The 23,237-nt window shown below is 44.7% G+C and carries 23 protein-coding genes; 16 read left to right on the plus strand and 7 right to left on the minus strand.

Features of this window, described 5'->3' with window-relative positions:
- Positions 1-32 precede the first annotated feature (32 nt).
- Both ACLD71_RS01815 and ACLD71_RS01820 read left to right on the plus strand, forming a co-directional pair.
- Positions 33-713 (plus strand): MaoC family dehydratase, encoded by a 681-nt coding sequence (locus tag ACLD71_RS01815; RefSeq protein WP_137674013.1) that lies wholly within the window; start codon positions 33-35, stop codon positions 711-713.
- A 56-nt stretch (positions 714-769) separates the two neighbouring features.
- Complete coding sequence (locus tag ACLD71_RS01820; protein WP_411992679.1) at positions 770-1,768, plus strand: alpha/beta hydrolase-fold protein; 999 nt, start codon at positions 770-772, stop codon at positions 1,766-1,768.
- On the opposite strand, the gene ACLD71_RS01825 is transcribed toward ACLD71_RS01820, so the two are convergent.
- Complete coding sequence (locus ACLD71_RS01825) at positions 1,765-2,106, minus strand: 5-carboxymethyl-2-hydroxymuconate Delta-isomerase (RefSeq protein ID WP_137674011.1); 342 nt, start codon at positions 2,104-2,106, stop codon at positions 1,765-1,767. The two genes, ACLD71_RS01820 and ACLD71_RS01825, sit on opposite strands and share 4 nt — an antisense overlap.
- Positions 2,107-2,290: 184 nt before the next feature.
- Between ACLD71_RS01825 and ACLD71_RS01830 the strand changes: the two genes are divergently transcribed.
- Positions 2,291-2,899 carry an acetate uptake transporter gene (locus tag ACLD71_RS01830; RefSeq protein WP_137674010.1) on the plus strand — a complete coding sequence of 203 codons (609 nt, stop codon included), beginning with the start codon at positions 2,291-2,293 and terminating at the stop codon, positions 2,897-2,899.
- Here the strand turns inward: ACLD71_RS01830 and ACLD71_RS01835 are convergent.
- Positions 2,829-3,782 (minus strand): DUF6279 family lipoprotein, encoded by a 954-nt coding sequence (locus tag ACLD71_RS01835; RefSeq protein ID WP_411992681.1) that lies wholly within the window; start codon positions 3,780-3,782, stop codon positions 2,829-2,831. The two genes, ACLD71_RS01830 and ACLD71_RS01835, sit on opposite strands and share 71 nt — an antisense overlap.
- Positions 3,783-3,935: 153 nt before the next feature.
- Here ACLD71_RS01835 and ACLD71_RS01840 point away from each other — a divergent pair, with 153 nt between their 5' ends.
- Genes ACLD71_RS01840 through ACLD71_RS01850 form a run of 3 tightly spaced genes read left to right on the plus strand, consistent with a single transcriptional unit; the run spans position 3,936 to position 5,458 of the window.
- Entirely contained in the window at positions 3,936-4,391 is a 456-nt protein-coding gene (locus tag ACLD71_RS01840) for a hypothetical protein (protein WP_137674008.1), read from the plus strand.
- Positions 4,388-4,999: an SCO family protein gene (locus tag ACLD71_RS01845; protein WP_411992683.1), complete on the plus strand. Its 612-nt coding sequence runs from the start codon at positions 4,388-4,390 to the stop codon at positions 4,997-4,999. The genes ACLD71_RS01840 and ACLD71_RS01845 overlap by 4 nt, the downstream gene beginning before the upstream one ends.
- A gap of 12 nt (positions 5,000-5,011) precedes the next feature.
- Positions 5,012-5,458 carry a copper chaperone PCu(A)C gene (locus ACLD71_RS01850; RefSeq protein WP_411992684.1) on the plus strand — a complete coding sequence of 149 codons (447 nt, stop codon included), beginning with the start codon at positions 5,012-5,014 and terminating at the stop codon, positions 5,456-5,458.
- Positions 5,459-5,493: 35 nt separating this feature from the next.
- Here ACLD71_RS01850 and ACLD71_RS01855 read toward each other — a convergent pair whose 3' ends face one another.
- Entirely contained in the window at positions 5,494-6,687 is a 1,194-nt protein-coding gene (locus tag ACLD71_RS01855; protein ID WP_137674005.1) for an HD-GYP domain-containing protein, read from the minus strand.
- A 161-nt stretch (positions 6,688-6,848) separates the two neighbouring features.
- Positions 6,849-7,271 (minus strand): GAF domain-containing protein, encoded by a 423-nt coding sequence (locus ACLD71_RS01860; protein ID WP_137674004.1) that lies wholly within the window; start codon positions 7,269-7,271, stop codon positions 6,849-6,851.
- Positions 7,272-7,527: 256 nt separating this feature from the next.
- Here ACLD71_RS01860 and ACLD71_RS01865 point away from each other — a divergent pair, with 256 nt between their 5' ends.
- On the plus strand, positions 7,528-8,172 hold the full coding sequence (locus ACLD71_RS01865; RefSeq protein WP_411992685.1) for a sterol desaturase family protein: 645 nt from the start codon (positions 7,528-7,530) through the stop codon (positions 8,170-8,172).
- A gap of 99 nt (positions 8,173-8,271) precedes the next feature.
- Positions 8,272-9,180 (plus strand): lysine exporter LysO family protein, encoded by a 909-nt coding sequence (locus ACLD71_RS01870; RefSeq protein ID WP_411992687.1) that lies wholly within the window; start codon positions 8,272-8,274, stop codon positions 9,178-9,180.
- A 41-nt stretch (positions 9,181-9,221) separates the two neighbouring features.
- Here ACLD71_RS01870 and arcB read toward each other — a convergent pair whose 3' ends face one another.
- Positions 9,222-11,567, minus strand: coding sequence for an aerobic respiration two-component sensor histidine kinase ArcB (gene arcB / locus ACLD71_RS01875; protein ID WP_411992689.1), 2,346 nt, complete (start codon positions 11,565-11,567; stop codon positions 9,222-9,224).
- A 176-nt stretch (positions 11,568-11,743) separates the two neighbouring features.
- Between arcB and folE2 the strand changes: the two genes are divergently transcribed.
- Positions 11,744-12,670, plus strand: coding sequence for a GTP cyclohydrolase FolE2 (folE2, locus tag ACLD71_RS01880; RefSeq protein WP_411992691.1), 927 nt, complete (start codon positions 11,744-11,746; stop codon positions 12,668-12,670).
- A 58-nt stretch (positions 12,671-12,728) separates the two neighbouring features.
- Here folE2 and ACLD71_RS01885 read toward each other — a convergent pair whose 3' ends face one another.
- Both ACLD71_RS01885 and ACLD71_RS01890 read right to left on the minus strand, forming a co-directional pair.
- Entirely contained in the window at positions 12,729-14,543 is a 1,815-nt protein-coding gene (locus ACLD71_RS01885; protein WP_411992693.1) for a diguanylate cyclase domain-containing protein, read from the minus strand.
- A 110-nt stretch (positions 14,544-14,653) separates the two neighbouring features.
- Positions 14,654-15,559, minus strand: coding sequence for a TIGR01212 family radical SAM protein (locus ACLD71_RS01890; RefSeq protein WP_411992695.1), 906 nt, complete (start codon positions 15,557-15,559; stop codon positions 14,654-14,656).
- A gap of 173 nt (positions 15,560-15,732) precedes the next feature.
- Here ACLD71_RS01890 and ACLD71_RS01895 point away from each other — a divergent pair, with 173 nt between their 5' ends.
- The 7 genes from ACLD71_RS01895 to ACLD71_RS01925 all read left to right on the plus strand — a co-directional run bounded on the left by ACLD71_RS01895 (position 15,733) and on the right by ACLD71_RS01925 (position 23,219).
- Positions 15,733-16,110, plus strand: coding sequence for a DUF2750 domain-containing protein (locus tag ACLD71_RS01895; RefSeq protein ID WP_411992697.1), 378 nt, complete (start codon positions 15,733-15,735; stop codon positions 16,108-16,110).
- A gap of 122 nt (positions 16,111-16,232) precedes the next feature.
- Positions 16,233-17,519: a tyrosine--tRNA ligase gene (gene tyrS, locus ACLD71_RS01900; protein WP_137673996.1), complete on the plus strand. Its 1,287-nt coding sequence runs from the start codon at positions 16,233-16,235 to the stop codon at positions 17,517-17,519.
- A 225-nt stretch (positions 17,520-17,744) separates the two neighbouring features.
- Positions 17,745-19,073, plus strand: a complete 1,329-nt coding sequence (locus ACLD71_RS01905) for an RICIN domain-containing protein (RefSeq protein WP_137673995.1) — start codon at positions 17,745-17,747, stop codon at positions 19,071-19,073.
- Positions 19,074-19,133: 60 nt separating this feature from the next.
- Positions 19,134-20,579 carry an aldehyde dehydrogenase gene (gene aldA, locus ACLD71_RS01910; RefSeq protein ID WP_411992699.1) on the plus strand — a complete coding sequence of 482 codons (1,446 nt, stop codon included), beginning with the start codon at positions 19,134-19,136 and terminating at the stop codon, positions 20,577-20,579.
- Positions 20,580-21,081: 502 nt separating this feature from the next.
- Positions 21,082-21,510 carry a GNAT family N-acetyltransferase gene (locus ACLD71_RS01915; protein WP_137673993.1) on the plus strand — a complete coding sequence of 143 codons (429 nt, stop codon included), beginning with the start codon at positions 21,082-21,084 and terminating at the stop codon, positions 21,508-21,510.
- Positions 21,511-21,573: 63 nt separating this feature from the next.
- Entirely contained in the window at positions 21,574-22,272 is a 699-nt protein-coding gene (gene mtnN, locus ACLD71_RS01920) for a 5'-methylthioadenosine/S-adenosylhomocysteine nucleosidase (RefSeq protein ID WP_137673992.1), read from the plus strand.
- A complete protein-coding gene (locus ACLD71_RS01925; RefSeq protein WP_137673991.1) occupies positions 22,272-23,219 on the plus strand; it encodes a cobalamin biosynthesis protein in 948 nt (315 codons plus the stop codon). The genes mtnN and ACLD71_RS01925 overlap by 1 nt, the downstream gene beginning before the upstream one ends.
- Positions 23,220-23,237 lie beyond the last annotated feature (18 nt).

Genomic DNA, 23,237 nt, shown 5'->3' on the forward strand with positions numbered 1-23,237 from the left:
ACAGTTGAGCCTAGATGTATTAGGAATTAAAGATGAAAGTAGTTGATTTTATTAAGAAAAAACGTGAAATGTTGGCTCAAAACCCATTTGAACTTAAAGATTGGTTGTCTCCAGCCATTCGTGATTATTGGATAGAGTTTCTTAATAAAGCCCATCACCATCAATTAGTTAACTGGGTAAAAGAGCACCAGCTAAGCTCCAATGGCGAGCAACAAGCTAGCTTTAAAGAAACGATTGAGTTACACCCAAAAGCTGAAGCACTGCTTGAAGAGTTATCGATGCAGTTAGGCGAAGAGATTCATATTGGTGAGTGGCTAAGTGTCACTCAAGACCGAATCAATCAATTTGCCGATGTGACAAAAGATCATCAGTGGTTACATACCGATCCTCAACGCGCAGCTGAAGAATCCCCCTTTAAATCAACCATTGCCCACGGCTTTCTCACTCTGTCTTTATTGCCGGCCTTAACCGAGAGCGTGGATCCAGACAAGCCGCTTTACCCTTCAGCTAAAATGATGGTGAATTACGGGATTAACCAAGTGCGTTTCCCTTACCCAGTAAAGGTGAACAACCGCATTCGTGCCCGCACCCGTTTAACCCGTGTATCGCCAATAAAACGTGGTTTAGAGTTGGTAAAAGAGATTACCGTTGAAATTGAAGGTTGTCGTCGCCCTGCTTGTGTTGTGGAATCAGTGGTTCGTCTCTATTTTTAATCCCTTTATCTCGCTATGATGGTTCACGTTAGGTATTAAGCAAAAAGGAGCTTAACGTGAACTCAGCGCATTCTCATACTCTCTCGGTTCAGCAACATACTCATCAGCAGCGTCCTTCCTACCAATACCTTGTAAGCCAACCTAGCCAGTTAGACTCTAATACCGCTTATCCTTTAGTGTTGTTTTTGCATGGTCGCGGTGAAATAGGCCAAGACATACAGCACTTATTAGAATTTGGGCCAAATGCCTATCTACAGCAGCACCACCTAAACGCCATTTGCATCACCCCACATGTACCCGAGGGTCGAGAAGGCTGGGCGATTGCCGAGCTCATTAGCTTGCTCGATGAAATTGAACAACAATTTAACATCGACAAAAGCCGCATCTATTTAAGTGGTTTAAGTATGGGGGGATTTGGCGCAATGAATCTAGCCCTCGCTCAACCAAGGCGCTTTGCCGCGCTAAGTGTGTTGGCCGCAGGAGATCCAAACCGTTTGGCACCTTGGTCGCTAAAAACGCCACCGCGACCAGTATGCGAAGAGCTCTACCAACGCCTTAACTACTTACCTATTTGGTTAGCGCATGGGCTAAAAGATGAAGTGATTCCGGCTGAGTTTTCATTGGAATTAGCCGAAAAACTCGCCCACATGCCACGCCAAGCCATGCTGCAAACCACTTGGTATCCGCAGCACCCACATAACATTTGGCAAGACCTCTATAACAGCCCTAGTTTTTGGACTTGGATGTTTGAGCAGCACAATAGCGATTACCACTTACCCACCAACCAACAACTAGACCTTAGCGCACTCGCTGGAGACTATGGCAATCAGCAAGACTACGTCACCATCGCAAACTGCGAAGCACAAGGCCTCCGTTTGTTATGCAAAGATTTACAAGACAACGAACTTAGCTTTAACCTCTATCCAGTGGCTAGTGACCTGGCGTTTTGTGAAATTGGCTGTTTGCGTTTTATCAAGCAACAGCAAGGCCCTACCCAACTGGCCTTAACTCGCCTCACCTTGCTCGACAAATTTACATTAGACAACACCAACTAAATAACTCGCTTGCTGTAGCTTTCGCGCTGAATATCCACCACTTCAGCGCTTAAGCTTTTCACCATGTTTAGCTGAGGTGACAAATGTTCAACCATTGCCTCGGTTAACGCCCGCTTTTGTGCAGTACTTCGCCCCGATAAAATATGCAGGCGAACATGTACAAAACTATGTTCATCTAAACCGCTGAGTAAATCTGGGTAAGCGATAGCACGCAGTTTTATTGATGCTTCTTCAAACTCGGCACTGTCTTTTAATACCTCGAACAAGCTCAAAAGTACCTGCTCTATATCGAATGTAGTGGGAAGATCTTTGGAATACTCAACGATGCAATGTGGCATATTTTAGGCTAAGTCCTTGTCTGTATTTTAGGGTTTACAAAAGGTGGAATTAATTAGTCATACAATTTAACAAAAAACCCAAGAAAAGATTGATCTAGATCACATCGATAGATTAAGCTCGCTCAGATAATGCACACCCGTTTAAGCCGAGCGCTTTTTCACCTTTTTATTGGAATCACATACTATGAGCAATACTACTACCGCTAACCCAGCACCACTTGGATTAATGGGTTTCGGTATGACCACCGTTTTACTGAACATTCACAATGCTGGCTTTTTCCCGATTGATGCAATGATTTTGGCCATGGGCATTTTCTATGGTGGTTTGTCACAAGTAATTGTTGGCATTATGTGTTTCAAACGTGGTGATACTTTTGGTACTACCGCATTTACTTCTTACGGTTTATTTTGGCTAACCCTAGTTGGCTTGTTAATCATGCCTAAGATGGGCCTAGCAGAGCCCAGCCCACATGCATTTATGGGTTGGTATTTAGCACTATGGGGCTTATTCACTGCGTTTATGTTTGTTGGTTCATTGCGTTACCCAACCGCTAAACAAGTTGTATTTGGTAGCTTAACCATTTTGTTTGCATTGCTTGCACTACGTGATTTTACTGGCAGTGAACTGATTGGCACTATTGCTGGCTTCGAAGGTATCTTCTGTGGTTTATCAGCTATCTACTTTGCAATGGCTCAAGTGCTTAACGCAGAATACGGCCGTACTATTTTACCTGTTGGTCGCCCAGTGCAGTTTCGCCAAGACAACAGCTCGCCACTAAAAGTGGCTGCTTAACAGCAAACTGTTCAATTAAACCTGCTACCACGGCAGGTTTAACTGGCTCCGACTTGTCTTCAAGCAGTGATTGCACGTCGTCAATATAAGCGTCTATCTTAGCCAAGATATGACGCTTTTGTTTTTTATTAGCCAACGCAAGAACCTCGCTCATACTACCCGCCCACAATACTTGATTTTGCTTGAGTCTTTCCGTTAATCCTGGTGGCCACAGCTGCTCAGAGTTAACCATTAATACATAAAACTGCTGTTCAAAATTATCACTTGTACGCTGTTGCCCCAAAGAAAAGGCTAGGTACTGCTGCCATTTACTTTGCACCGTATGCCAGTCTGGTCGGGTATCAATCAACTGCATAGCCACGTGCTGAATAACTTGTTCTTGCTGGGGGCTTACACTACCTAACCAACGATCAACGCTTTTAGATAAGTGCTCAACGCGGTAGTCGTAATGGCTTTGTTGACGATCCGCATCATCTCGCTGCTCAGCCAGTTTGCTCATAAAATCGTTAAGTTGCCGCTGAGAAGCCGTTTGCGCCAGTTGAGCAACATCAAGATATACGTAAGAGGCCAAAACGCGATAGTGTTCACGCCACGCATCAACTTGCTCAAGCAATTGCGGCTGACTAATGCCGTTGTTTACTTGCGCCCTAAACAGCTTCAATTGGGCTAAGTAAATCGGTAGTTGTTCTCCACGGTGCCAATCTAACCACTGGCTAAGCATGGGTTTGAATACTGCGCGTTGCTCGCTATTCATATCCACATAATCGTCGATATACCAATAGGCTAACCAACTAAGGTTGTTGTACACAAAACGCATACCGCAACCCGCTAGCAGAAAGCTCAGTAACAGCACGCTAGACCAACGGAAAAACTTGTTTTGCATAAACACTCCCTTTTATTAGCAGACCCAGTAAATCATAAATAGTTCTCACTCTAAGGCTATTTAATTATTAAGGCTTGAGAGATTAATTCAAGCAGAGTAGATTAGCTCTACCTGTAGTAGTGGCGTAAACTTAGCGGCGCAATGGAAGCATAAATGACTGGTTTAATTCAAAAATTGTTACTGGTATTAGCAGTAATTACTGGCGCATTTGGCCTTGGATTAGGTATTAGTTACTGGCAACAACAGCAATTAGCAAGTGTTGAGTTTAGTCACTGTGAACAATTGCAAAACGCAAGCTGTGAATGGCAAGTCGCCGATCAACAATGGCAACTACAACTACCAACGAATAGCTTGCCAGCAATGTTAGTGCAACAAATACAGCTCAGTACTAGTCAGTCAAACCCGCCACCATTAACGCTTAGTTTGCAAGGCGTTGAGATGTACATGGGTGAAGTCAGTGTCAGTTTAGAGCCCAATGACAATGGACTGTACCAAGCCGACTTGCTGCTGCCCATTTGTAATACTGGAAAAATGCGCTGGCGCGCTGAAATTGTGTCACTTGATCCTAAACGTCCTGTGGCCCTAAGTTTTGAGGTGGATAGTCAATGAAATACCTAGCATGGATAGCAGTGATAATAGTCAGTGGTTTAGCTGGTGTAATGAGCTTTCAATGGTTCTCAGCCCCGCCTGAACCCTCTACACAAACTGCTTCAGCCAGAGTGATTGCAACCGTACCAACCAGTCTATTTAAGATTGAAAGCAGTGATGGCCGTTTTAGCCAGCTTAGTGCCGACAAAAAGCTCTATATCGCTTATTTTGGTTTTACCCATTGCCCTGACGTATGCCCTACTTCACTGGCAATATTGAGTGCAGCTTTACAAGAAGTGTCTGAAGAGCAACGCCAGCAACTACAAAGCTTGTTTGTTAGTGTTGACCCTAAACGAGATGACCCTGCTACGGTAAGCACTTACGCAGGTTACTTTCACCCAGACATTGTTGGTTTAAGCCCACAAGAAGGGCAACTTTTAGGGTTAACTCAAGCCTTAGGGGTTTATTACAAATACGTAGAAACCCCTGATTCACAACTTGAATACAGCGTAGACCACAGCTCTTTCTTTTATTTTATCAATGCGGATGGAGAACTGTTAGCCAAAGTTCCTCATACCTTAGACCCAGCTCCTGTTGTCGCCAAAATTCAGCAGTTACTCCCTCAATAACAAGGACTATTTATGCGACCATTCTTGCTAATTTTCAGCCTCTTATTCAGTGCTTATAGTGTTGCTGCTGAAAGCTCAATAGTAGTTAAAGAGGTTTATGCCCGCGCCACCCCGCCAAATGCTCCCACAAGCGCTATTTTTCTGAGCATGCATAACCACGGAGACCAAGTCATTAGCTTGGTAGCTGCAGCGACGCCTGCCGCAGGGCGGGTTGAACTGCATACAATGTTAATGGACGGCGATGTGATGAAAATGCGCCAAGTAAAGGAAATAAAAGTAGCAGCCAACACAATGGTGGAGCTTAAGCCCGGCGGCTTACACCTAATGTTGTTTGATTTGCAGATACCGTTTAAAGAAGGTGAAGAGTTGCAGCTAACTCTCGATTTTTCTGATGGTAGCCAACAACAACTGCAAGTACCAATAAACAAAGTGATGCATAAGATGAAGCATCACCACTAATACTAAAAGGGTTAGCCTAGCAGCTAACCCTTTTTCTATTCTGCAAGAAACCGATCTAAAGAAATACCATAATCCCTGGGCGATACTGCGCCCTCAATTTCTTCATGGCTGTACTTACTTAAATCTATAAGTTTAACCTCAGTATGAGTATTGGTCGCGGCATTAAAAACCAGTTTAATAATAGGCTGTAAGGGTTTCAGCTCATTACGCTCAACCACCACACCCAATTTCTTGGATTTGAGTTTCACTAAAGTGCCTACTGGGTAAACCCCCATACAGCGAATAAATTTCTCAATTAACACTTTATCAAACTGGGTGCCTACTCCACTCAGTAAGATACGGAACGCCGCTGTAGGTGGCATACCACTTTTATAAACACGGTCAGCGGTGAGAGCGTCGTAACAATCCACAATATTAGCCATACGGGTGTAGCTAGACAACTGCTCACCTTTCAGCTTGTTAGGGTAACCTAAGCCGTCTAAACGCTCGTGGTGGTTGCTGGCGATCTCCAGCATGATTTTGCTAATGCCTTCCTGCACCTTAAGAATATTATGGCTGTGTACAACATGCTCACGCATGATGACAAATTCGTCGTCGGTAAGTTTGCCAGGTTTATGCAGGATTTCGTCAGGCGTATTAATTTTACCTATATCGTGCAGCATTCCACCCATAAGCAATTGCTTTTGTACCGACTTACTCATCCCTAAGGAGCGACCAAAATACGCCAGTAACATGCCTACATTTAAGGAGTGCTCCATCAGGTATTTGTCTTTGGCCCTAATTTTAGCCAAACACAACATCGCACCACTTTGGTTTTCTAAAGAGTCAATTAAGCCTTCTGCGGCACGCTCCATCGGCTCAATGTCGATGGGTTCGCCTTGTTGTAGCTGCCTAAAAAATTTAGTTTGTAAACTTTTGGCTTCGTTAAACAACTTTTTGGCGGCAAGCTTTTCGCTTTCGCCGCTAAGTTTTTTAACCTTACTACTCGCGGAGTTAATTTCGGTGGTTTTTGCTTGGGAACTATCGTCTTCAAAAACGCTACGAGACCAATCTACCGACACCACTTTTACCCCTTTGCGTTTAAGTAACTTTACTTGTTCGGCTTGGGTAATTCGGCCTGATTGGGCTACGCTGGTTTTTCCAGATTGACTGGTAATAGAGACCACATACATGCCTTTTTTTAAGGCATCAATCTCGATAGTTCGAATATCGGTTTTTGGGCTCGTCATACGGCTCAGTCATCACTCATATAAATACTATGTTCTTCCCTGAAGCAGGATTTACGATTACTTAATAATACTAAAGCAAACAAAGAAAATAGCCTGCTCTAAAAGTGTAGATTGTTATCGCTATCAAAAAAGGGGAACAAAATGTAAATTCTTTAACAAGTTTAATCAACTTGAGAATTAGAAAAATTTAGATATTCAGCCGCTAGTTGTTGAATTTTTTCCCTATCTTGCTCTGAGAATCCTTGTTTTCTGGGCTCTAGGGATGAAAAGTTAAGGGTACCGACGATACAATCATCAACCAAAAGTGGCGTGCCTATATAGCTTTCTAAGTGCATAGCTTGGTAACAAGGGTGCAAACACATCTCGGTCATTGCCCCTACTTGATGATAGGCCATTATTTGGGCTTTGCTAACTACATCAGCACAATAGGTCATATCCACTGGAAACTCGTCACCCGCTTTAACTAAATCTAGGCTGGAGTATGCGGCTAACACTTCATAACGGTTGTCTTGAATACGGCTAATAATGCCAAGTTGCATATCGAAGGATTGAGCTGCGGTTTTTAACCAATTTTGTAAATCCATGTTGCTCTCCTCAAATAAGAGTCAATTCCCTTATTTTGATTATTGTCATTTTAGCGTAGCTTTACTTGTTGTTTCAATGACGCTTAGTATACTTCGGCTTATGCAATCTCTCGATCTGTGGCGACTCATGATATTCGCCGGTTTATTAGTTCTTTTTATGCTGCTAGAAGTCTTCTGGCCTAGGCATACTCGAGTTATTTCTCGCAAACAACGTTGGCCAGCCAATTTAAGCTTAATAATGATTAATGGCTTAGTGATGAAACTTATTTTTCCCATCGGAACGCTAGCCCTCGCCCATTGGGCCGCTCAACACCAGTTTGGTTTACTCAATCAACTCCCCTTATCTCCTTACTTAAGCATTCCCATAGCCATTGTATTGCTAGATTGCGCCATTTATTGGCAACACCGTTTATTTCACGCTATACCGCTACTTTGGCGGGTACATCGCATGCACCATGTCGACCCCGATTACGATGTCAGCTTAGGCCTGCGCTTTCATCCCATTGAAATAGTGCTATCAATGCTGATTAAACTTGGCTTTATTGTGTTGCTGGGTGTACCAGTAATGGCGGTATTTTTGTTTGAGGTCATCCTTAACGGCATGGCGATGTTTAATCACAGCAACTTAAAACTGCCGCTTAAGTTAGATGCCGTTGTCAGAAAACTACTGGTCACTCCTGATATGCACCGAGTACACCATTCGCGGTTTCGCCATGAACACAATGCAAACTACGGCTTTAACCTTTCCATTTGGGACCGCCTGTTTAATAGCTATGTGGCACAGCCTCAGCAAGGCCATTCTGGTCTTCGTTTTGGTTTAAGCCATTGGCCAAAGGCTGAGGATAACCAACAACTTAGCGGTTTACTTAGCCTGCCTTTTCGTTCTGCTAATAAAAAATAACCCTCTACAAAATACTGTCGACACTATGCGCTAGTTGTTCACTGGTGAGAGTTTCATTTTGCTGCTATATTTCAGCTCCGCTTGAGTAAGGACACAGAGATGTATAGCAGCTTATTAATGATTTTAGGTGCATTAATTGTAGGGTATGTCATTCCTGTAAAACATCCCGCCATTTTGGCCTCTGTTCGCCGACTAAGTAGCTGGATGTTGTACCTGATCTTATTTTTAATGGGCTACGGCTTAGCCTTTATCGAGAATCTTGGGCAAAACATTGTTCAGTTATTTAGCCAAGCAGCCACCTTAGTCGGCTTGCTATTGGTGTTCAACCTTTCTGCTTTGTATTTTGTGGGTCGCTACTTAGCCATGCCTAAGGCTGAGCCTCAGCATCGAAAAAGCAATAGCAAGTTGGCCATGTTTAAAGAACCACTAGTGCTGATTGCATTATTAGTGGTTGGTTTATTAGCAGGCATAAGCTACCAACAAACCCTACCCGCCCAATCAGTATTGGCAGAATACGCGTTAATCATCTTAATCTTTTGCATCGGTATTGAGCTGCGCAGTGCTGGCATTAACTTGCGTCAATTAGTACTCAATCGGCGTGGTTTAATCATTGCGCTAGTGGTAGTGGCGAGTTCATTACCCGCGGGAGCAATAACCGCTTACCTATTCGAACTGCCGATCAATATAGGTTTAGCCATGAGTAGCGGATTTGGCTGGTACTCTTTATCGGGTGCATTGCTGAGCAAAGCCACAACACCACTGATTGGCAGCACCGCTTTCTTTGCTGATTTGAGTAGAGAGTTAATAACCTTGCTGCTTATTCCCAGTTTAATGCAGCGCTCGTCAGCGGCGACTATCGGTTACGCCGGTGCAACCGCTATGGACTTTTCATTGCCTATGCTACAACGTGCGGGAGGCAACCAATTGGTGCCTGCCGCCATCGCTAGCGGTTTTATCTTAAGCCTACTCTGCCCAGTAATGATTTTACTGCTAGTGAACCTAGCCTAGCGCTTAATGCCTGTTAGCGCTGTTAACTAGGGCATAGTGAGTTAATCGACAGATGTGGAATAGTCACCAATGGCTTTATCTAGTAGCTTTAGGTCTTCTGGGTAATCATGGCTTAATTGAAGTATCCAATCTTCTACGTTATCCCACCAAGCCGGTAACTCTGGCGATTGAATCTTATTGGCTAAACGTTGGATCCTCGCTAAGCCAATAGACCCTGCCGCACCTTTAATTTTGTGCGCTTCCGAGGCAATACCATCTTGGTCTTTGGCAAATAAATTACTTTCTAAGATTTTCATGTAATCAGGCATCACCTGCTTAAACAGGTTAATACTATCGTTCAGCACTTTCACCCCAATGGTATCGCAAAACTGCTCCACCAGATCTAAATCAAGAATCGGTAATGAGCTGCGGCTCAAGGCTTGCTTGGGGCTAATTATTTCTTCGACGACTGCTTCTTCACCAATCGCAAATACCTGATTAAAACAATGCACCACTGCATTTTGGTTAATGGGCTTGTGAATCACATCTACCATGCCGGCTTTAGCAAACTCATTTTTGCTGTTTACCACGTTAGCCGTTAGCGCCACTAATGGCGGCAAATCTGCTGCCTGATATTGCTGCTGCCATTGCTTAGCAATATCAAAACCGGTCATATCAGGCAATTGAATATCGAGTAAAACCAAGTCAAACATGTCTGGTTCAAAGGCCGCTAGCGCTTCTTTACCGGTCATGGCAACCACGACATAGTGGCCAAGTTTCTCTAGCAGCGCTTTAGCAATAGTGACGTTTAGCTCTACGTCTTCCACCAGCAAAATTTCTAATGGTGGATGATCAATTTGTTCCGCTTCATCGGGAATCGCGTCAAGCTTCACAACTAAACTCACGGTAAAACAAGAGCCTTCACCCTCATCGCTCGTCACAGAAATATCTCCGCCCATAGCCCGAACCAGTTGGCGCGACACCGACAAACCAATCCCTGTACCAGTGGCCGATTTGCTGCCTTCAACCTGATAGTACATGGCAAAAATTTGTTCTAATTGATCTTCAGGAATACCCGGTCCTGTATCTCGAATACTAATATCTAGCTGTACCTGTTGCTCATCCACTGCCTGAGCTTTCACGGTAAGCTCAACCTCACCTTTTTCAGTAAACTTCACAGCATTATGCGTAAGGTTCCACAATACTTGGCGCAAGCGGGTTGGGTCCCCCACTATGCTTGAGGGGATAGGGCCGATTTGTTCAAACACAAAATCTAGGCCTTTGCTTTGCAACTGCATCTCGGTCAAGGTTTCGATGTCAGTGACCAGAGCTTTAAAGTCCATAGGCTCTAGCGAAACGGCAAAACGGCGACGGTCAAGCTTATCTAAATCAATAATATCGTTGAAAATATTCCCTAAGGTAGTGGCACTAAGCAAAATAGTATTTACATGTTTGCGCTGCGCATCATCGAGCGGGGTGTCGAGCAACATTTGGCTTAAACCCACAACACCATTTAATGGTGTGCGCAGTTCATGACTCAGTGTTGAGATAAACTGGGTTTTGTCGCGGTTGGCTTTTTCAATATTAGCCTGATGGGCCATTCGCTCGGTAATATCGCGACCAAAACCCAGTAAGCCTAAGCGATTACCGTTGCGCCCATAAAACGGTACTTTACGCAGCTCAAAAAAGGCTTTTCGGCCATCGGGATATTCCAGCCATTGTTCGTAAGTAAGCTGCTCATCGTTATCAAACACTTGATGGTCGGTTTCGACAATCTTGTCCGCGATATCTTCTGGATAAACGTCATAAGGGGTTAAGCCGATGAGCTTTTTCTCCGAGCGCCCTACTAGCTGCTCTAGCGCTAGGTTACAGCCAGAAAACTGACCTTGTTCATTTCGGTAATAGACTAAGTCTGGCGAGCTATCAATGAAGCTGCGCAGCAAAGCGGAATGCTCTTCTAGCTCTTGCTGAGCTTGTTGGCGTTGCTTAACCTCTTGCTCAAGGTTGCGAATGGCTTGGCCACGTGCTGCTTCGGCTTTTTCTCGCTCATCAATTTCATTGTTAAGCTGGCTAATGTTGGCTTTAAGCTTATTGGTTAGCTGTAAATCACGCGCCCGCATTTTCTCCAATTTGCGGATCATCTTACTTAAGCGCTGCCGTGAGTCCTCAATTTGCTCCACCACCACCGACATAAAAAACACCGCCCAAGGAGTAATAATCAAACCAAAAAACACCGAGCGAATAAGATCAACCGCCGAAACTTGTCCGGTAAGCGCAAAGGTCACACTCATTTGTATCGCTAAGGCGACCAAAATAACCGCGCTGGCTAAGCTGATACTAAATTTAACAATGCCGAGTCGAGATAATAGATGAACATAATAAGTGGCTAAGTTCTTAAGAGGCGTCATTCCAGCCGATTCCTTTTCTTACAGGCAGTAACCAAGGCTACTGACATCAAATCCATAGGATAAAGATGGTTAATATTAAACTAGGTTTTATGGTATAACAGCCCATCTTTTTTTCGAGTAAACCCAATGCGCTAACTGAGTTGCCTTGCGCATTAAGCCTGTGGAGTACTAAGTGCATGTCTACTGTAATGCCTGACATAGCGAATTCAAGCCGCGCCCAAACCGAAGGTAAATTGGATTGGGTAGGCATGAGTCAAATTGAAATGCCGATTATGTTGGCATTTGAAGACCAAGCGCCTAGTCGCGTTAGTGCTCACATTGAAGCCTTTGTTAGCTTGGATGACCCACAGGCGAAAGGTATTCATATGTCGCGCCTTTATTTGATACTGGACCAACTGTCTAACCAAGACGTATTGGATTATGCGGGATTGGGCCACGTTTTGGATCAGTTTATTGAGAGTCATCAAGAATTAAGTGACCAGGCGCAAGTTAGCTTCAAATTTGACTACCACCTGCGTCGACAATCTTTACTGTCGGGCAAAACGGGTTGGAAAGCCTACCCTACCCAAATAAAAGCCACTCGCCGCCAAGGCCTTACTGATATTGAATTATCAGTAGAAGTTCCTTATTCATCCACCTGCCCGTGTTCGGCAGCCTTGTCTAGACAACTCATTCAAGAAGCCTTTGCCGACAAATTTGGTAAGCAACAGGTATCTGGCGAAGCAGTACATCAATGGCTAGGCAGTAACGAAGGCATAGTAGCCACGCCTCACAGCCAGCGCAGTATTGCTCAAATCAAAGTGAAGCTAAGTGAACAAGCCGGTGACTTGCCGCTCATTAGCTTAATTGATGCGGTAGAAAACAGCCTAAAAACGCCGGTACAAGCGGCTGTTAAACGTGAAGACGAACAAGAGTTTGCTCGCCTAAATGGGCAAAACTTAATGTTTTGTGAAGATGCGGCTCGCCGCTTACAACACACGCTAAATCAAACTCAAGACATCGCCGATTTTTGGGTACGAGTGAATCACTTAGAAAGCTTACATGCACATGACGCAGTGAGTGTAGTCACTAAAGGCATTTCCCAAGGTTATCTGGCTTACTAAAACAACAAAGGCATTTCTATTTGAAATGCCTTTGTTACTTCACCGACTAAGTGAACGATTAAGTGTTCGGTAAGCTCTCACTACAACTGTCTCCAACGCTACAATACCTTGCCTTACCTTGGTGTTTAGCCCGATACAATTGCAAGTCTGCCACTCTTACTAGCTCGCCATAATCCATACCTTGTTCAGGTATTGCCGTGGCCACCCCTATGCTCACGGTAACAATCTCTTTTGCTTCCGAATACTCATGTGGAATTTTTGCTTCGGCCATATACTTAAGCACATTTTCGGCGATGTTTCTCGCTCCCTCGGCACCGGTGTGTGGCAATAAAATAGCAAACTCTTCGCCGCCGTAGCGCGCCACTAAGTCGGAGCCACGTTTTACCGAGCGACTAATCAGTTTAGCTACTTGGCGCAGCGCTTCATCACCTTGCTGGTGACCATAGTTATCGTTGTATTGTTTAAAGCAATCGATATCAAGTAATAGCAAACTTAACTCAAGGTTCTCGCGTCGATGAGTCAGCCAAAGTTGGCTGAGTTTTTCATCAAAACTTCGGCGGTTAGCCACCTGAGTTAGGCTGTCGATAAAGCTTAATTCTTGCAACTGCATAATCGCATCAGCCAGTTGCTGCTCTGTGGCTTTACGCTCGGTAACATCACGCGTGATGAAGATAATCCCGCGTTCGCCGCTCACATCATCAAAGTAAGGGCCTTTAATCACCTCGTACCAAATTTGATGGCCATCATCTAGATACACCAACTCTTCGTAACGGATTGGTTTGCCATCAGTCAAAATCTGGCTATTTTGGTGTTGATGTTGCTCTAGCTGTTCTTCGCTCAGCACTTCGGTAATGTGTTTACCCAGTAAATCGTCACTGGTGTAGTTAAACATTTTAGCGAACGGTTCATTACCACCAATAAAGTGGCCTTTGTCATCAATAAAGCCGAGTGGATCGGGAGTGGAATTAAATACCGTGCGAATCAGGTTGTTTTGTCGCCCTAATTCCCGCTCTGAACTCACCCGGTTTTGGTTTTCTTGTTCTAACTTACGGTTTAACTCATGCCACTTAGTCACGTCGTAAGAAACGTTCAGCACACCGGTCACTTCGTCTTGTTGATTACGCAGCGGATAAACATGGTTTTGTAATAAAATTTGTCGGCTATCGGGGGCACTAAACCACTCGGTGTGTTGGCATTGTTCTCCAGCGAGTACTTGTCGATCGTAATGCTGAGTACGCTCTAACTCGTTACGGGTTAAAAAATCACTCAAGCGCTTTCCAGCCAGCTCTCCGGGTTTTAAGCCATGAAAGCCCGCCCAAGCTTGGTTACAACCGAGTAAGCGCTCGTTTGCGTCTTTAAAATAAATGAACTCGGGGATAGAGTTAAGCACGTTAGCAAACAGCTTTTGCTCTTGCTCAATTCGGTTTAAGTAGGAATATCCTTGAGCATTTTCGTATGCATTAATAAACCATACTTCGCGACCTTGATGCTGTTGCAGCACAGCATAAAGCAGCAATACTTTAGGCTGGTCGTTTAAGGTAACTAACCAGTTTACCCCTTCAACGTCGCCTTTAGCCTTAAAGGGCCGCATCACACCAAGTAGCTGCTCTAGATGTTCCGGATCGGAAAACTGCCAGTTGTTGCCGTTATTTGAGAGTAACAACAACTCGCAAAAACGCGGATTGGCAAACTTCACTTGTTTGGCATGAAGATCGAGAATTAACTGAGCCGCGGGTGACTTTTCCATGGCAGCGCGCTGGGCAGACACCTTCCTGCGAGACAGTGCCCACATAGCAATAACCACCACCAACAATACGCTAAGTAAGGCGATAGTGGCTTGCATCCAGATTTCTGGATAAAAACTTCCTTGCATTGATTGTCCGTATATTTTGCAACCGCAGCTACTTTACCCGATTATATTACTTAAGAAAATAATCATTTACTAAACAGGTAATTAGCTCACATTCACGAACAAAAATTTACTTAAAGAGAACTGCCTTGCGAACCTTCTGCCGCCAGTTTTTTAGCAATGTCGGTTAGTGCTAACCATTTGTTTTCACACCAACTTGGCGCGAGTAACATGGGTGGACGAGCATGCGCACTGACCCGATGGTAAACCACATCGGTAGGTGTATGGCGAATCAAACGAACGGCTTGCTCAATGTACTCTTGGTGATCCAAGGTCGTTAAACGCCCAGCACGCCACGCTTTCGCCATAGTGCTGCCTTCTACAACATGTAGCGGGTGTAACTTAATACCAGCAATTTGCTCACCCAACACTGCATTCAAGGTCTGCATATAGTGCTCAGGCACTTCGCCCGGCAAACCTAAAATAAGGTGTGCACACACTTTTAAACCATGATGATGAGCGCGCGCTACGGCTTGTTGAAACGCGGCATAATCGTGGCCTCGATTAATTCGCTTTAAGGTCTCATCATGTGCGGTTTGCACACCCAGCTCTAGCCACACTTCTTTACCTTGGGCTTGGTATTCAGCCAACATTTCCAGCACAGCTTCTGGCACACAGTCGGGTCGAGTACCAATGCACAAGCCCACCACTGAGTCGTCAGCCAAAGCCTGTTGATACATGCTTCGCAAATATTCCACTTCTGCATAAGTGCTGGTATAAGCTTGAAAATAAGCCAGATAACGAATGTCTTTATGCTTTAGCTCAGCTTTGCGCGCATCCAGTTGTTCGCCAATTGGCATCATTTGCTGTTCGGGTTTAACAAAAGCATCTACGTTGCAAAACGTACAGCCGCCCTTGCCAATGCTGCCGTCACGATTAGGGCAGGTAAAATCACCATCCACACTTAACTTACGCACCTTGCCACCAAAGCGTTGCTTAAGATGACGCCCTAAAGTGTTTACATATAAATCTAATTGCACAACAACCACTTACTCTAAATCGCTGAAACCAGCCTTAAAAAACCGCCGCCAGTCTACTGTGTGGGCCGCTAAGCTGCGCCGCTTTAGATCAAGAGAGGGTAAGATTTAAGCACTATTTTGCTGCCGCTAAGCTGTTATACTACGCGCCGCCAATTTAGCACTTAGGATTGCCCATGAGCCCCCCATCATCAGTTGAAGAAAACAGCCGCCTCACCACTAAACAGCGTTACCAGCAGTTTATTGAGCAGGCCCGTAAAACCCAGCAAGTTTGGACCTTAAGCGACGAACAAGGTTGCCTAATCATTGAAACCGGTGACGAGAAAGTATTGTTGCTATGGAGCGAACAAGCACTAGCCGAGCACTGGGCCAGCAAAGATCATTCAAGCTTTAACGCCTTAGCGATATCTTTGAGTGACTTAACTGAAAAATGGCTACCAGGTATGGCCAACGACGGTTTTGATTTAGCAATAGCGCCTAGCTTTGCTGGCGAAGGCACCATTGTTGCGCCGCTAGATTTAGCCGATGAGCTTAGCAGTGGAAAAATCCAATAAGCCGAGCATTTAAAAGCGCTTAAGTCTACTAAGCAGTTTTTTTAGCTAGTACTTAGGTGTAGAATCTTCGCCTCAAAATTGTTTACGCCCATTAGGGTACAGAAATACAAACAGGTTAAATTATGACAACAACGGTTAATCCATTAATAGAAGATCTTAAGGCGCGCGGTTTAGTTGCTCAATGCACAGCCGATGAAGAACTGGCCGAACACCTTTCTAGTGGAGCCCGCACCCTGTATTGTGGTTTTGACCCTACAGCCGACAGCCTGCACATTGGTAGCCTAGTCCCTTTGCTTATGCTTAAGCGCTTCCAACTTGCTGGTCACAAACCGCTTGCCTTAGTAGGCGGCGCTACCGGTCTGATTGGCGACCCAAGTTTTAAAGCAGCCGAACGTAAGCTTAATAGTGACGACATTGTGACTAACTGGGTAAGCAAGTTACAAAAGCAAGTTAGCCAGTTTATTGAATTTAGCGAGCAAGCTAACTCAGCGAAAGTGATCAACAATCTAGATTGGATTGGTAAAGTTAACGTTATCGACTTCATGCGTAACGTGGGCAAGCACTTCAGTGTAAATACCATGATCAAAAAAGAATCGGTGAAACAGCGTATCGACCGTGATGAATCGGGTATCTCGTTCACCGAATTTAGCTACATGTTGCTTCAGTCTTACGACTTTGCCGAGCTGAGCGATAAAGAAGCCACTACCTTACAAATTGGCGGTTCTGACCAATGGGGCAACATTACCGGCGGTATCGACCTAGCGCGCCGCATGTACGGCAACAAGGTATATGGTTTAACCATGCCGCTAGTCACTAAAGCTGACGGCACTAAATTTGGTAAAACCGAAACTGGTACTATTTGGTTAGACCCAGCACGCACCTCGCCTTACGCGTTTTACCAATTCTGGATTAACTCTGCTGATGCCGACGTGTATTCATTCTTACGCTACTTCACCTTTATTGATGTTGCTGAGATTGCTGAAATTGAAGCGCGAGATAAAGCCGCTCAAGGTCGTCCAGAAGCACAAGGCATATTGGCGAAAGAAGTGACCCGCATTGTTCACGGCGAAGAAGGTTTAGCCTCTGCAGAGCGCATTACTCAAGCTCTGTTCTCTGGTGACTTAGCCTCTCTTAGCGAATCAGATCTAGAGCAACTGGCTCAAGATGGCCTGCCAAGTACTAAGCTTGAACAAAGCGAAGCTGGTTTAGTAGAGCTACTTACAATGGCTGACTTAGCTAAATCAAACAAAATGGCGCGTGAGTTTATTGGCAACGGCGCGGTATCGGTTAATGGTGAAAAACTCACCGACCCGCAACTTACTTTGCAAGCCAGCGATGCTCTTTACGGTAAATACTCAGTAGTTAAGCGCGGTAAGAAACTATTCGGTTTGGTGATTTGGGCTAACTAAGCCGTTAATCGCTAACTGCTAACTAAAAGGCCAGCTAAGTGCAATAGCTGGCCTTTTTTACATCTCGCGTTTATCAAAAAGCATAACCTTTCAATCTTTTCACAAACCTTCTTCTGTTTCACTACAAAATAGATCAACCAATTGAAATAAATGTTAACCAGTTTGCAGATTAATTGCCAAATAACTGGCAGAATTGGTTTACACATTTTAACTGTATGAGCCAACATGCTTTTTAGAAACACCGCCTTAATTGTCGCCACCAGCTTATTGTTTACTGTTCAAGCCAAAGACTGGGCTGACTACCCAGTGCCAGCCGATCCCGGCTTTGGTAATACTTGGGAGCTAGTTGAAGCCTTCTCTGATGATTTTAACTACCAGGGTAAAAGCCAACAATTTAGCGATAAATGGAATGACCACTATCACAATGCCTGGACCGGCCCTGGTTTAACCGAATGGAGCTCAGCCCATTCTGATATTGTAGATGGAAAACTGGTTATCAAAGCCGCCAGAAAACCCAATTCCGATAAAGTACACTTGGGCGTAGTAACCTCAAAAACGCCTATTATCTATCCTGTTTATATGGAAGCAAAAGTAAAAGTAGCCAACCAAGTATTATCTTCTAACTTTTGGTTACTTAGCCCTGATGACAAACGGGAGCTGGATATTCTGGAGATATACGGTAGCGATCGTGCCAATCATCACAAGCATTCTCGGCATGCAAATACCAACTATCATGTCTTTATTCGCGATGAAGAAAGCAACTTGATCATTAAAGACGTAGGCTCTCAGCAGCATCACTTTCTGCCTACAGAAGCGCCTTACCGCGACAACTTTCATCGTTTTGGCGCCTATTGGATAGATCCTTGGAATGTTGAGTTTTATATCGATGGTCGCTTAGTGCGCCGCCTTACCAAAAGCTCGTTAAAAGATCCCGAAAGCCTCGGTCTAGACCGCGAAATGTTTATGATCATTGATATGGAAGATCATGATTGGCGCTCTAGTGTTGGCCACATTGCTAGCGACGCAGATTTAGCCGATGAGACCAAAAACAAAATGTTAGTGGATTGGGTTCGTGTGTACAGTCCCGTAAAGGCAAAACAAGGCGATCAAGCATTAACGCCAGTCACCTTACCTAGCGAAGCGGCCGGTTTAAGTCTTCGACATAGCACCAAATGTTTTGAGATTAGAAATCCGCGTTCAGAAAAAGGGGGACGCTATCGTCAGAATTATTGCGATCATCGCAGCCAACAACAAAAATTCAACTTTGTTGAGCAAGCAGCAGAAGGCCAGCAAATAAGCATCAAAAATGCAGCCAATAACTACTGTGTTGCAGCCCGCGAAGGAAAACAAGACCTGCGTCAGCAAACGTGTGATTCGCAGTCTACAGCTCAGTCTTGGATAGTCACTAACCAAGGGCAACAATGGTTCAGCATTAAAAACCTCGCCACCGGTGAATGTTTAGAGATGGCAAAAGCATCGAAGAAAAACGGTAAGCAACTGTCATTAGGCAGCTGCGACGGTTCAGAACATCAAAGCTTTAAATTTATTCAGTAACTTAGCGGTTGGGCAGATAAACCTGCTCAACCAAAGATCCCTTTTATAGATAGGTCGTTCATGAAGAATTATCAGATGTACATTAACGGGACTTGGCTTGATGCCAATTCTGGCGCGCGTGTTGAGGTGATCAATCCTTCAACTGAAGAAGTGATTGCAACCGTCGCCAATGGCGATGAATCCGATGCAGAACTCGCTATGAATGCAGCGGTGGCAGCGCAAAAGCAATGGCGAAAACTGCCGGCACGTAAACGTGCTGAAAAGCTGTTAGATCTAGTGGCTGAAATAAAAGCCCATCGCGACGAGCTAGCCAAGTTACTAGTAACCGAGCAAGGCAAGCTACTTAAAGTCGCCCGTATGGAAGTAGATGTAACCTGCTCGTTCATCGAATATGCCTGCGAATGGGCGCGCCACATTGAAGGCGACATTGTTGAATCAGATAATCCCGACGAGCATATTTGGATCCACAAGGTTCCGCGTGGAGTGGTGGTAGCCATTACCGCTTGGAATTTCCCGCTAGCCTTGGCCGGGCGGAAAATTGGCCCTGCCTTGGTAGCCGGTAACGCGATTATTGTAAAACCAACCACAGAGACGCCACTGGCCACACTTGAGCTGGCTAAGCTGGCAGACAAAGCCGGATTACCAAAGGGTTTATTAAACGTGGTTACAGGCCCCGGCCGTACCTTAGGGGATGCCTTAGTTCGCCACCCTAATACCAGCATGATTTCAATGACTGGTAGCACCCCTGCTGGCCAAGCCATTGTGCGTGCAGCGTCTGACAACCTCGCTCACGTACAGTTAGAGCTGGGCGGTAAAGCACCATTTATTGTATTGGAAGATGCCAATATTGATGCCGCAGTAGATGCAGCACTAGGCTCAAAATTTGATAACTGTGGCCAAGTGTGTACCTGTAATGAGCGTTTATATGTACACCAAGCCATTTACGATCAGTTCATGGAAAAATTTGTTGCCAAAGTGAAAGCCATAAAAGTTGGCGACCCGATGCATGAAGATAGCGACATGGGTCCTAAAGTCAGCGCTAAAGAGTTGGCCAATATGGAAGCCATGACTGCTAAAGCTTTAGAAGAAGGTGCAACTTTAGCCTGCGGTGGTAAGCGCATAACTGGCCCAGGGTTTGAAAAAGGCTACTGGTTTGAACCCACCGTATTTACCAACGTAACGCAAGATATGAGCTTGGTACACGAGGAAATCTTCGGCCCTATTCTTCCGGTGGTCAAATTTGACGATTTTGATCAAGTTGTTGCTTACGCCAATGATTCTGAATATGGCCTTTCGGCAATGATCTTCACCAACAAAATCAAACTGGTGATGGACTTAGTCAACGATTTGGAATGTGGTGAGATTTACGTAAACCGTGGCCACGGAGAACAACATCAAGGCTTCCACAATGGTTACAAACTAAGTGGTTCTGGTGGCGAAGACGGCAAATATGGCTTCGAGCAATATCTAGAGAAGAAGACCTTCTACGTAGACTTCTCTAAATAAAAATAGCTTTCCTTAGGAAGGCATTAGAGCAGCTCGGGGTGAATTATAACTTAGAGCTGCTCTGTTACCACGAAATAGGGAACACTTTAGCTAAAGGCCATAACGGGCCACCAATAACGCCCCCCAAATAAAGAGGATCAATAATGCTCTATATTGGATTTTTTCTTGGCTTGGTTATGTTGTATCTAGCCTATCTAGAGTTACTTGCCCGATGCAGAGCCAAGCATTAGCCCTCATACTGGGTCATTTTCCTCAAACTGCTTTAGCACCCATTCGCCCTAATTTTATAATATTCGAATGCGTTAGTTTATTAACGTAGAGATTTAAGTGCCTGTTCCAATGATGAAGCAAGGCCAATTTTGACTAAACACTCAATATAATCCTGCCTTTTGTCTTAAAAAAGTCATAAATCTTACCTAAGCTGCTTGCAGTTCACTGCCTATGTCGGTAACTATGGTTGTATAAAACCATTGGTTGGTTTTAACACATTTTAAGGAATGCTATGCAGATTCGTCCGGTACATATCGAGGACGCGGCAGATATTGCGAGACTAGCAAAACAGCTAGGCTACAATCCATCCGCGCAAACTGTATTACCCAATATTCACGGTATTTTGGAAAACTCCACTCATCAAGCTTTTGTTTACTTAAACGAAGAAGAGCAAATTGTTGGCTGGATACATGTATTTATTGCTCTACGTTTAGGCTCTTTACCCTTTGCCGAAATTGGCGGTATGGTGGTTGATCAAGACTCTCAGCAGCAAGGCATTGGCCGCAGACTGGTTAAACAGTGTCGCCATTGGGCTGCCAGTCATGGCGTTGGAGATATTCGAGTACGCTGTGACACCACTCGCGAGCAAGCTAATCAATTTTATCAGCACATTGGCTTTAAACAGCGCAAATCACAACGGGTATTTGTGCGCGATCTCTAGCTGTTCCTTACCCCTGCTTGTGGTAATATTCCGCTGATTTTTCCTTTTGATAAAGAGACGGTTATGACTACAGCAATTATTGGTGCTATGGAACAAGAAGTGGTTGCACTTCGTGAATTGATCGACAATTGTGATACCTATAGTTTTGCTGGTTGTGAGTTCTACAGCGGTGAAATAAACCAGCACCCAGTGGTTGTAACTCGTTCAGGTATTGGCAAAGTAGCTGCCGCCATTGCCACCACTGTATTACTGCAACGCTACCAGCCAACCCAAGTGATTAACACTGGTTCTGCTGGCGGCTTTGACCCCTCATTAAAAGTAGGTGACGTGGTTATTTCAGATGAACTGCGTTACCACGATGTAGACTTAACTGCATTTAGCTATGAAATGGGTCAACTCCCTGCTAACCCAGCAGCCTATAAAGCCGACGCGAAATTAATTGAGGTAGCAGAACAAGCCGCCACTCAGCTTTCTGGTCACCAAATTGTTCGCGGACAAATTTGTACTGGCGATATCTTTATGGCCGACCCAGAGCGTGTAGCCAAAGCTCGTGCAGACTTCCCAAAAATGGCAGCAGTTGAAATGGAAGGCGCTGCAATTGCCCAAGTTTGTCATTTGGCCGATGTTCCCTTTGTGGTGATTCGTTCGCTGTCTGATATTGCAGGTAAAGAATCACCATCATCATTCGATGAGTTTTTAGAAACTGCCGCTAAACACTCAACCGCATTGGTATTAGCCATGTTAGAGAAACTCACTAAATAATGGATGAACACTCCTGGCTGTGGTTAAGCCTAAGTTTACCGTTGTTGGGTATTGCCCTAGAACGTTTATTACCTGGTCGAGGATTTGGCCAGGTAATGTTATTGATTCGCTGGTTTGGCGAACAACTAGCAAATAAAGTCAATCGCAGTACCAACGGCCCCAAACAACAACGCTTAGCAGGTGCTATTGCCTTGCTCACAGTGTTAACTCCTCTTGCCTTAGGCATTGCCTTATTCAATCAACTTAACCCTCTGAGTGCCTTGTTAGACGCACTATTGCTACTGTGTTTATTACAGTGGCAAGCCCCTATGCATAGCTTTCATCGAATTACCTTGCTACTGAATAAGCAACTACATCAGCAAGCCCGTGGCATTTTAAGGCCTTGGGTATTACGCGATTGTGATGGCTTATCGGCAGTAGGTGTGGCTAAGGCCTCGGCAGAAATGTTGCTACTGAGGTTGGCAGCCAATTGGTTTGGCGTGATTTTTTGGTTTATGTTGGGTGGCATTGTGCCAGCCTTAATCTACAGAATAATTAGTGAGTTACACCTAGCCTGGAATCCAAAACTCTCCCAGTATCGCCAATTTGGCAACAGTGCCAGCCGCTTTTATCAGGCACTGAGCTGGCTGCCTTTCCAGTTATTGGCGCTAATTATTTGTTTTTACGGCAAGCTTTCGCGTAACAAAGCAGCCTTAAGCCAAGGTTTTCGCTGGCCTTACAGCGCCAGTGGTAAGTTAATTAGCGTGAGTGCTAGCAGCTTACAAAGTGAATTAGGCGGCCCGCGCCACTATCAGCAGCAAAAAGTAGAACAAGCGCGCTTTGGCCCCGCCAAACAATACCCAGAAGCAGCAGAGCTTGATCGCTTAGCCTTAAAACTCAATATGAGTGCGCTGCTGTTCTTATTGATCTTAAGCCCAATTTACCTTGTTCGTGTTATCTACTTATAAGCGTTTTATTGTCGCAAA

The organism is Agarivorans sp. DSG3-1, from assembly GCF_046774965.1.
Classification (GTDB): domain Bacteria; phylum Pseudomonadota; class Gammaproteobacteria; order Enterobacterales; family Celerinatantimonadaceae; genus Agarivorans.

Bases quoted from the DNA above. Each gene is read 5' to 3' on its own strand.
- ACLD71_RS01925 (WP_137673991.1), top strand. From the start codon at position 22,272: ATGGATGAACACTCCTGGCTGTGGTTAAGCCTAAGTTTACCGTTGTTG.
- arcB (WP_411992689.1), bottom strand. From the start codon at position 11,567: ATGACGCCTCTTAAGAACTTAGCCACTTATTATGTTCATCTATTATCT.
- mtnN (WP_137673992.1), top strand. From the start codon at position 21,574: ATGACTACAGCAATTATTGGTGCTATGGAACAAGAAGTGGTTGCACTT.
- ACLD71_RS01885 (WP_411992693.1), bottom strand. From the start codon at position 14,543: ATGCAAGGAAGTTTTTATCCAGAAATCTGGATGCAAGCCACTATCGCC.
- ACLD71_RS01830 (WP_137674010.1), top strand. From the start codon at position 2,291: ATGAGCAATACTACTACCGCTAACCCAGCACCACTTGGATTAATGGGT.
- ACLD71_RS01840 (WP_137674008.1), top strand. From the start codon at position 3,936: ATGACTGGTTTAATTCAAAAATTGTTACTGGTATTAGCAGTAATTACT.
- ACLD71_RS01825 (WP_137674011.1), bottom strand. From the start codon at position 2,106: ATGCCACATTGCATCGTTGAGTATTCCAAAGATCTTCCCACTACATTC.
- ACLD71_RS01895 (WP_411992697.1), top strand. From the start codon at position 15,733: ATGAGCCCCCCATCATCAGTTGAAGAAAACAGCCGCCTCACCACTAAA.
- ACLD71_RS01815 (WP_137674013.1), top strand. From the start codon at position 33: ATGAAAGTAGTTGATTTTATTAAGAAAAAACGTGAAATGTTGGCTCAA.
- ACLD71_RS01870 (WP_411992687.1), top strand. From the start codon at position 8,272: ATGTATAGCAGCTTATTAATGATTTTAGGTGCATTAATTGTAGGGTAT.
- ACLD71_RS01865 (WP_411992685.1), top strand. From the start codon at position 7,528: ATGAAACTTATTTTTCCCATCGGAACGCTAGCCCTCGCCCATTGGGCC.
- ACLD71_RS01845 (WP_411992683.1), top strand. From the start codon at position 4,388: ATGAAATACCTAGCATGGATAGCAGTGATAATAGTCAGTGGTTTAGCT.
- ACLD71_RS01915 (WP_137673993.1), top strand. From the start codon at position 21,082: ATGCAGATTCGTCCGGTACATATCGAGGACGCGGCAGATATTGCGAGA.
- aldA (WP_411992699.1), top strand. From the start codon at position 19,134: ATGAAGAATTATCAGATGTACATTAACGGGACTTGGCTTGATGCCAAT.
- ACLD71_RS01860 (WP_137674004.1), bottom strand. From the start codon at position 7,271: ATGGATTTACAAAATTGGTTAAAAACCGCAGCTCAATCCTTCGATATG.
- ACLD71_RS01835 (WP_411992681.1), bottom strand. From the start codon at position 3,782: ATGCAAAACAAGTTTTTCCGTTGGTCTAGCGTGCTGTTACTGAGCTTT.
- tyrS (WP_137673996.1), top strand. From the start codon at position 16,233: ATGACAACAACGGTTAATCCATTAATAGAAGATCTTAAGGCGCGCGGT.
- ACLD71_RS01855 (WP_137674005.1), bottom strand. From the start codon at position 6,687: ATGACGAGCCCAAAAACCGATATTCGAACTATCGAGATTGATGCCTTA.
- folE2 (WP_411992691.1), top strand. From the start codon at position 11,744: ATGTCTACTGTAATGCCTGACATAGCGAATTCAAGCCGCGCCCAAACC.
- ACLD71_RS01905 (WP_137673995.1), top strand. From the start codon at position 17,745: ATGCTTTTTAGAAACACCGCCTTAATTGTCGCCACCAGCTTATTGTTT.
- ACLD71_RS01850 (WP_411992684.1), top strand. From the start codon at position 5,012: ATGCGACCATTCTTGCTAATTTTCAGCCTCTTATTCAGTGCTTATAGT.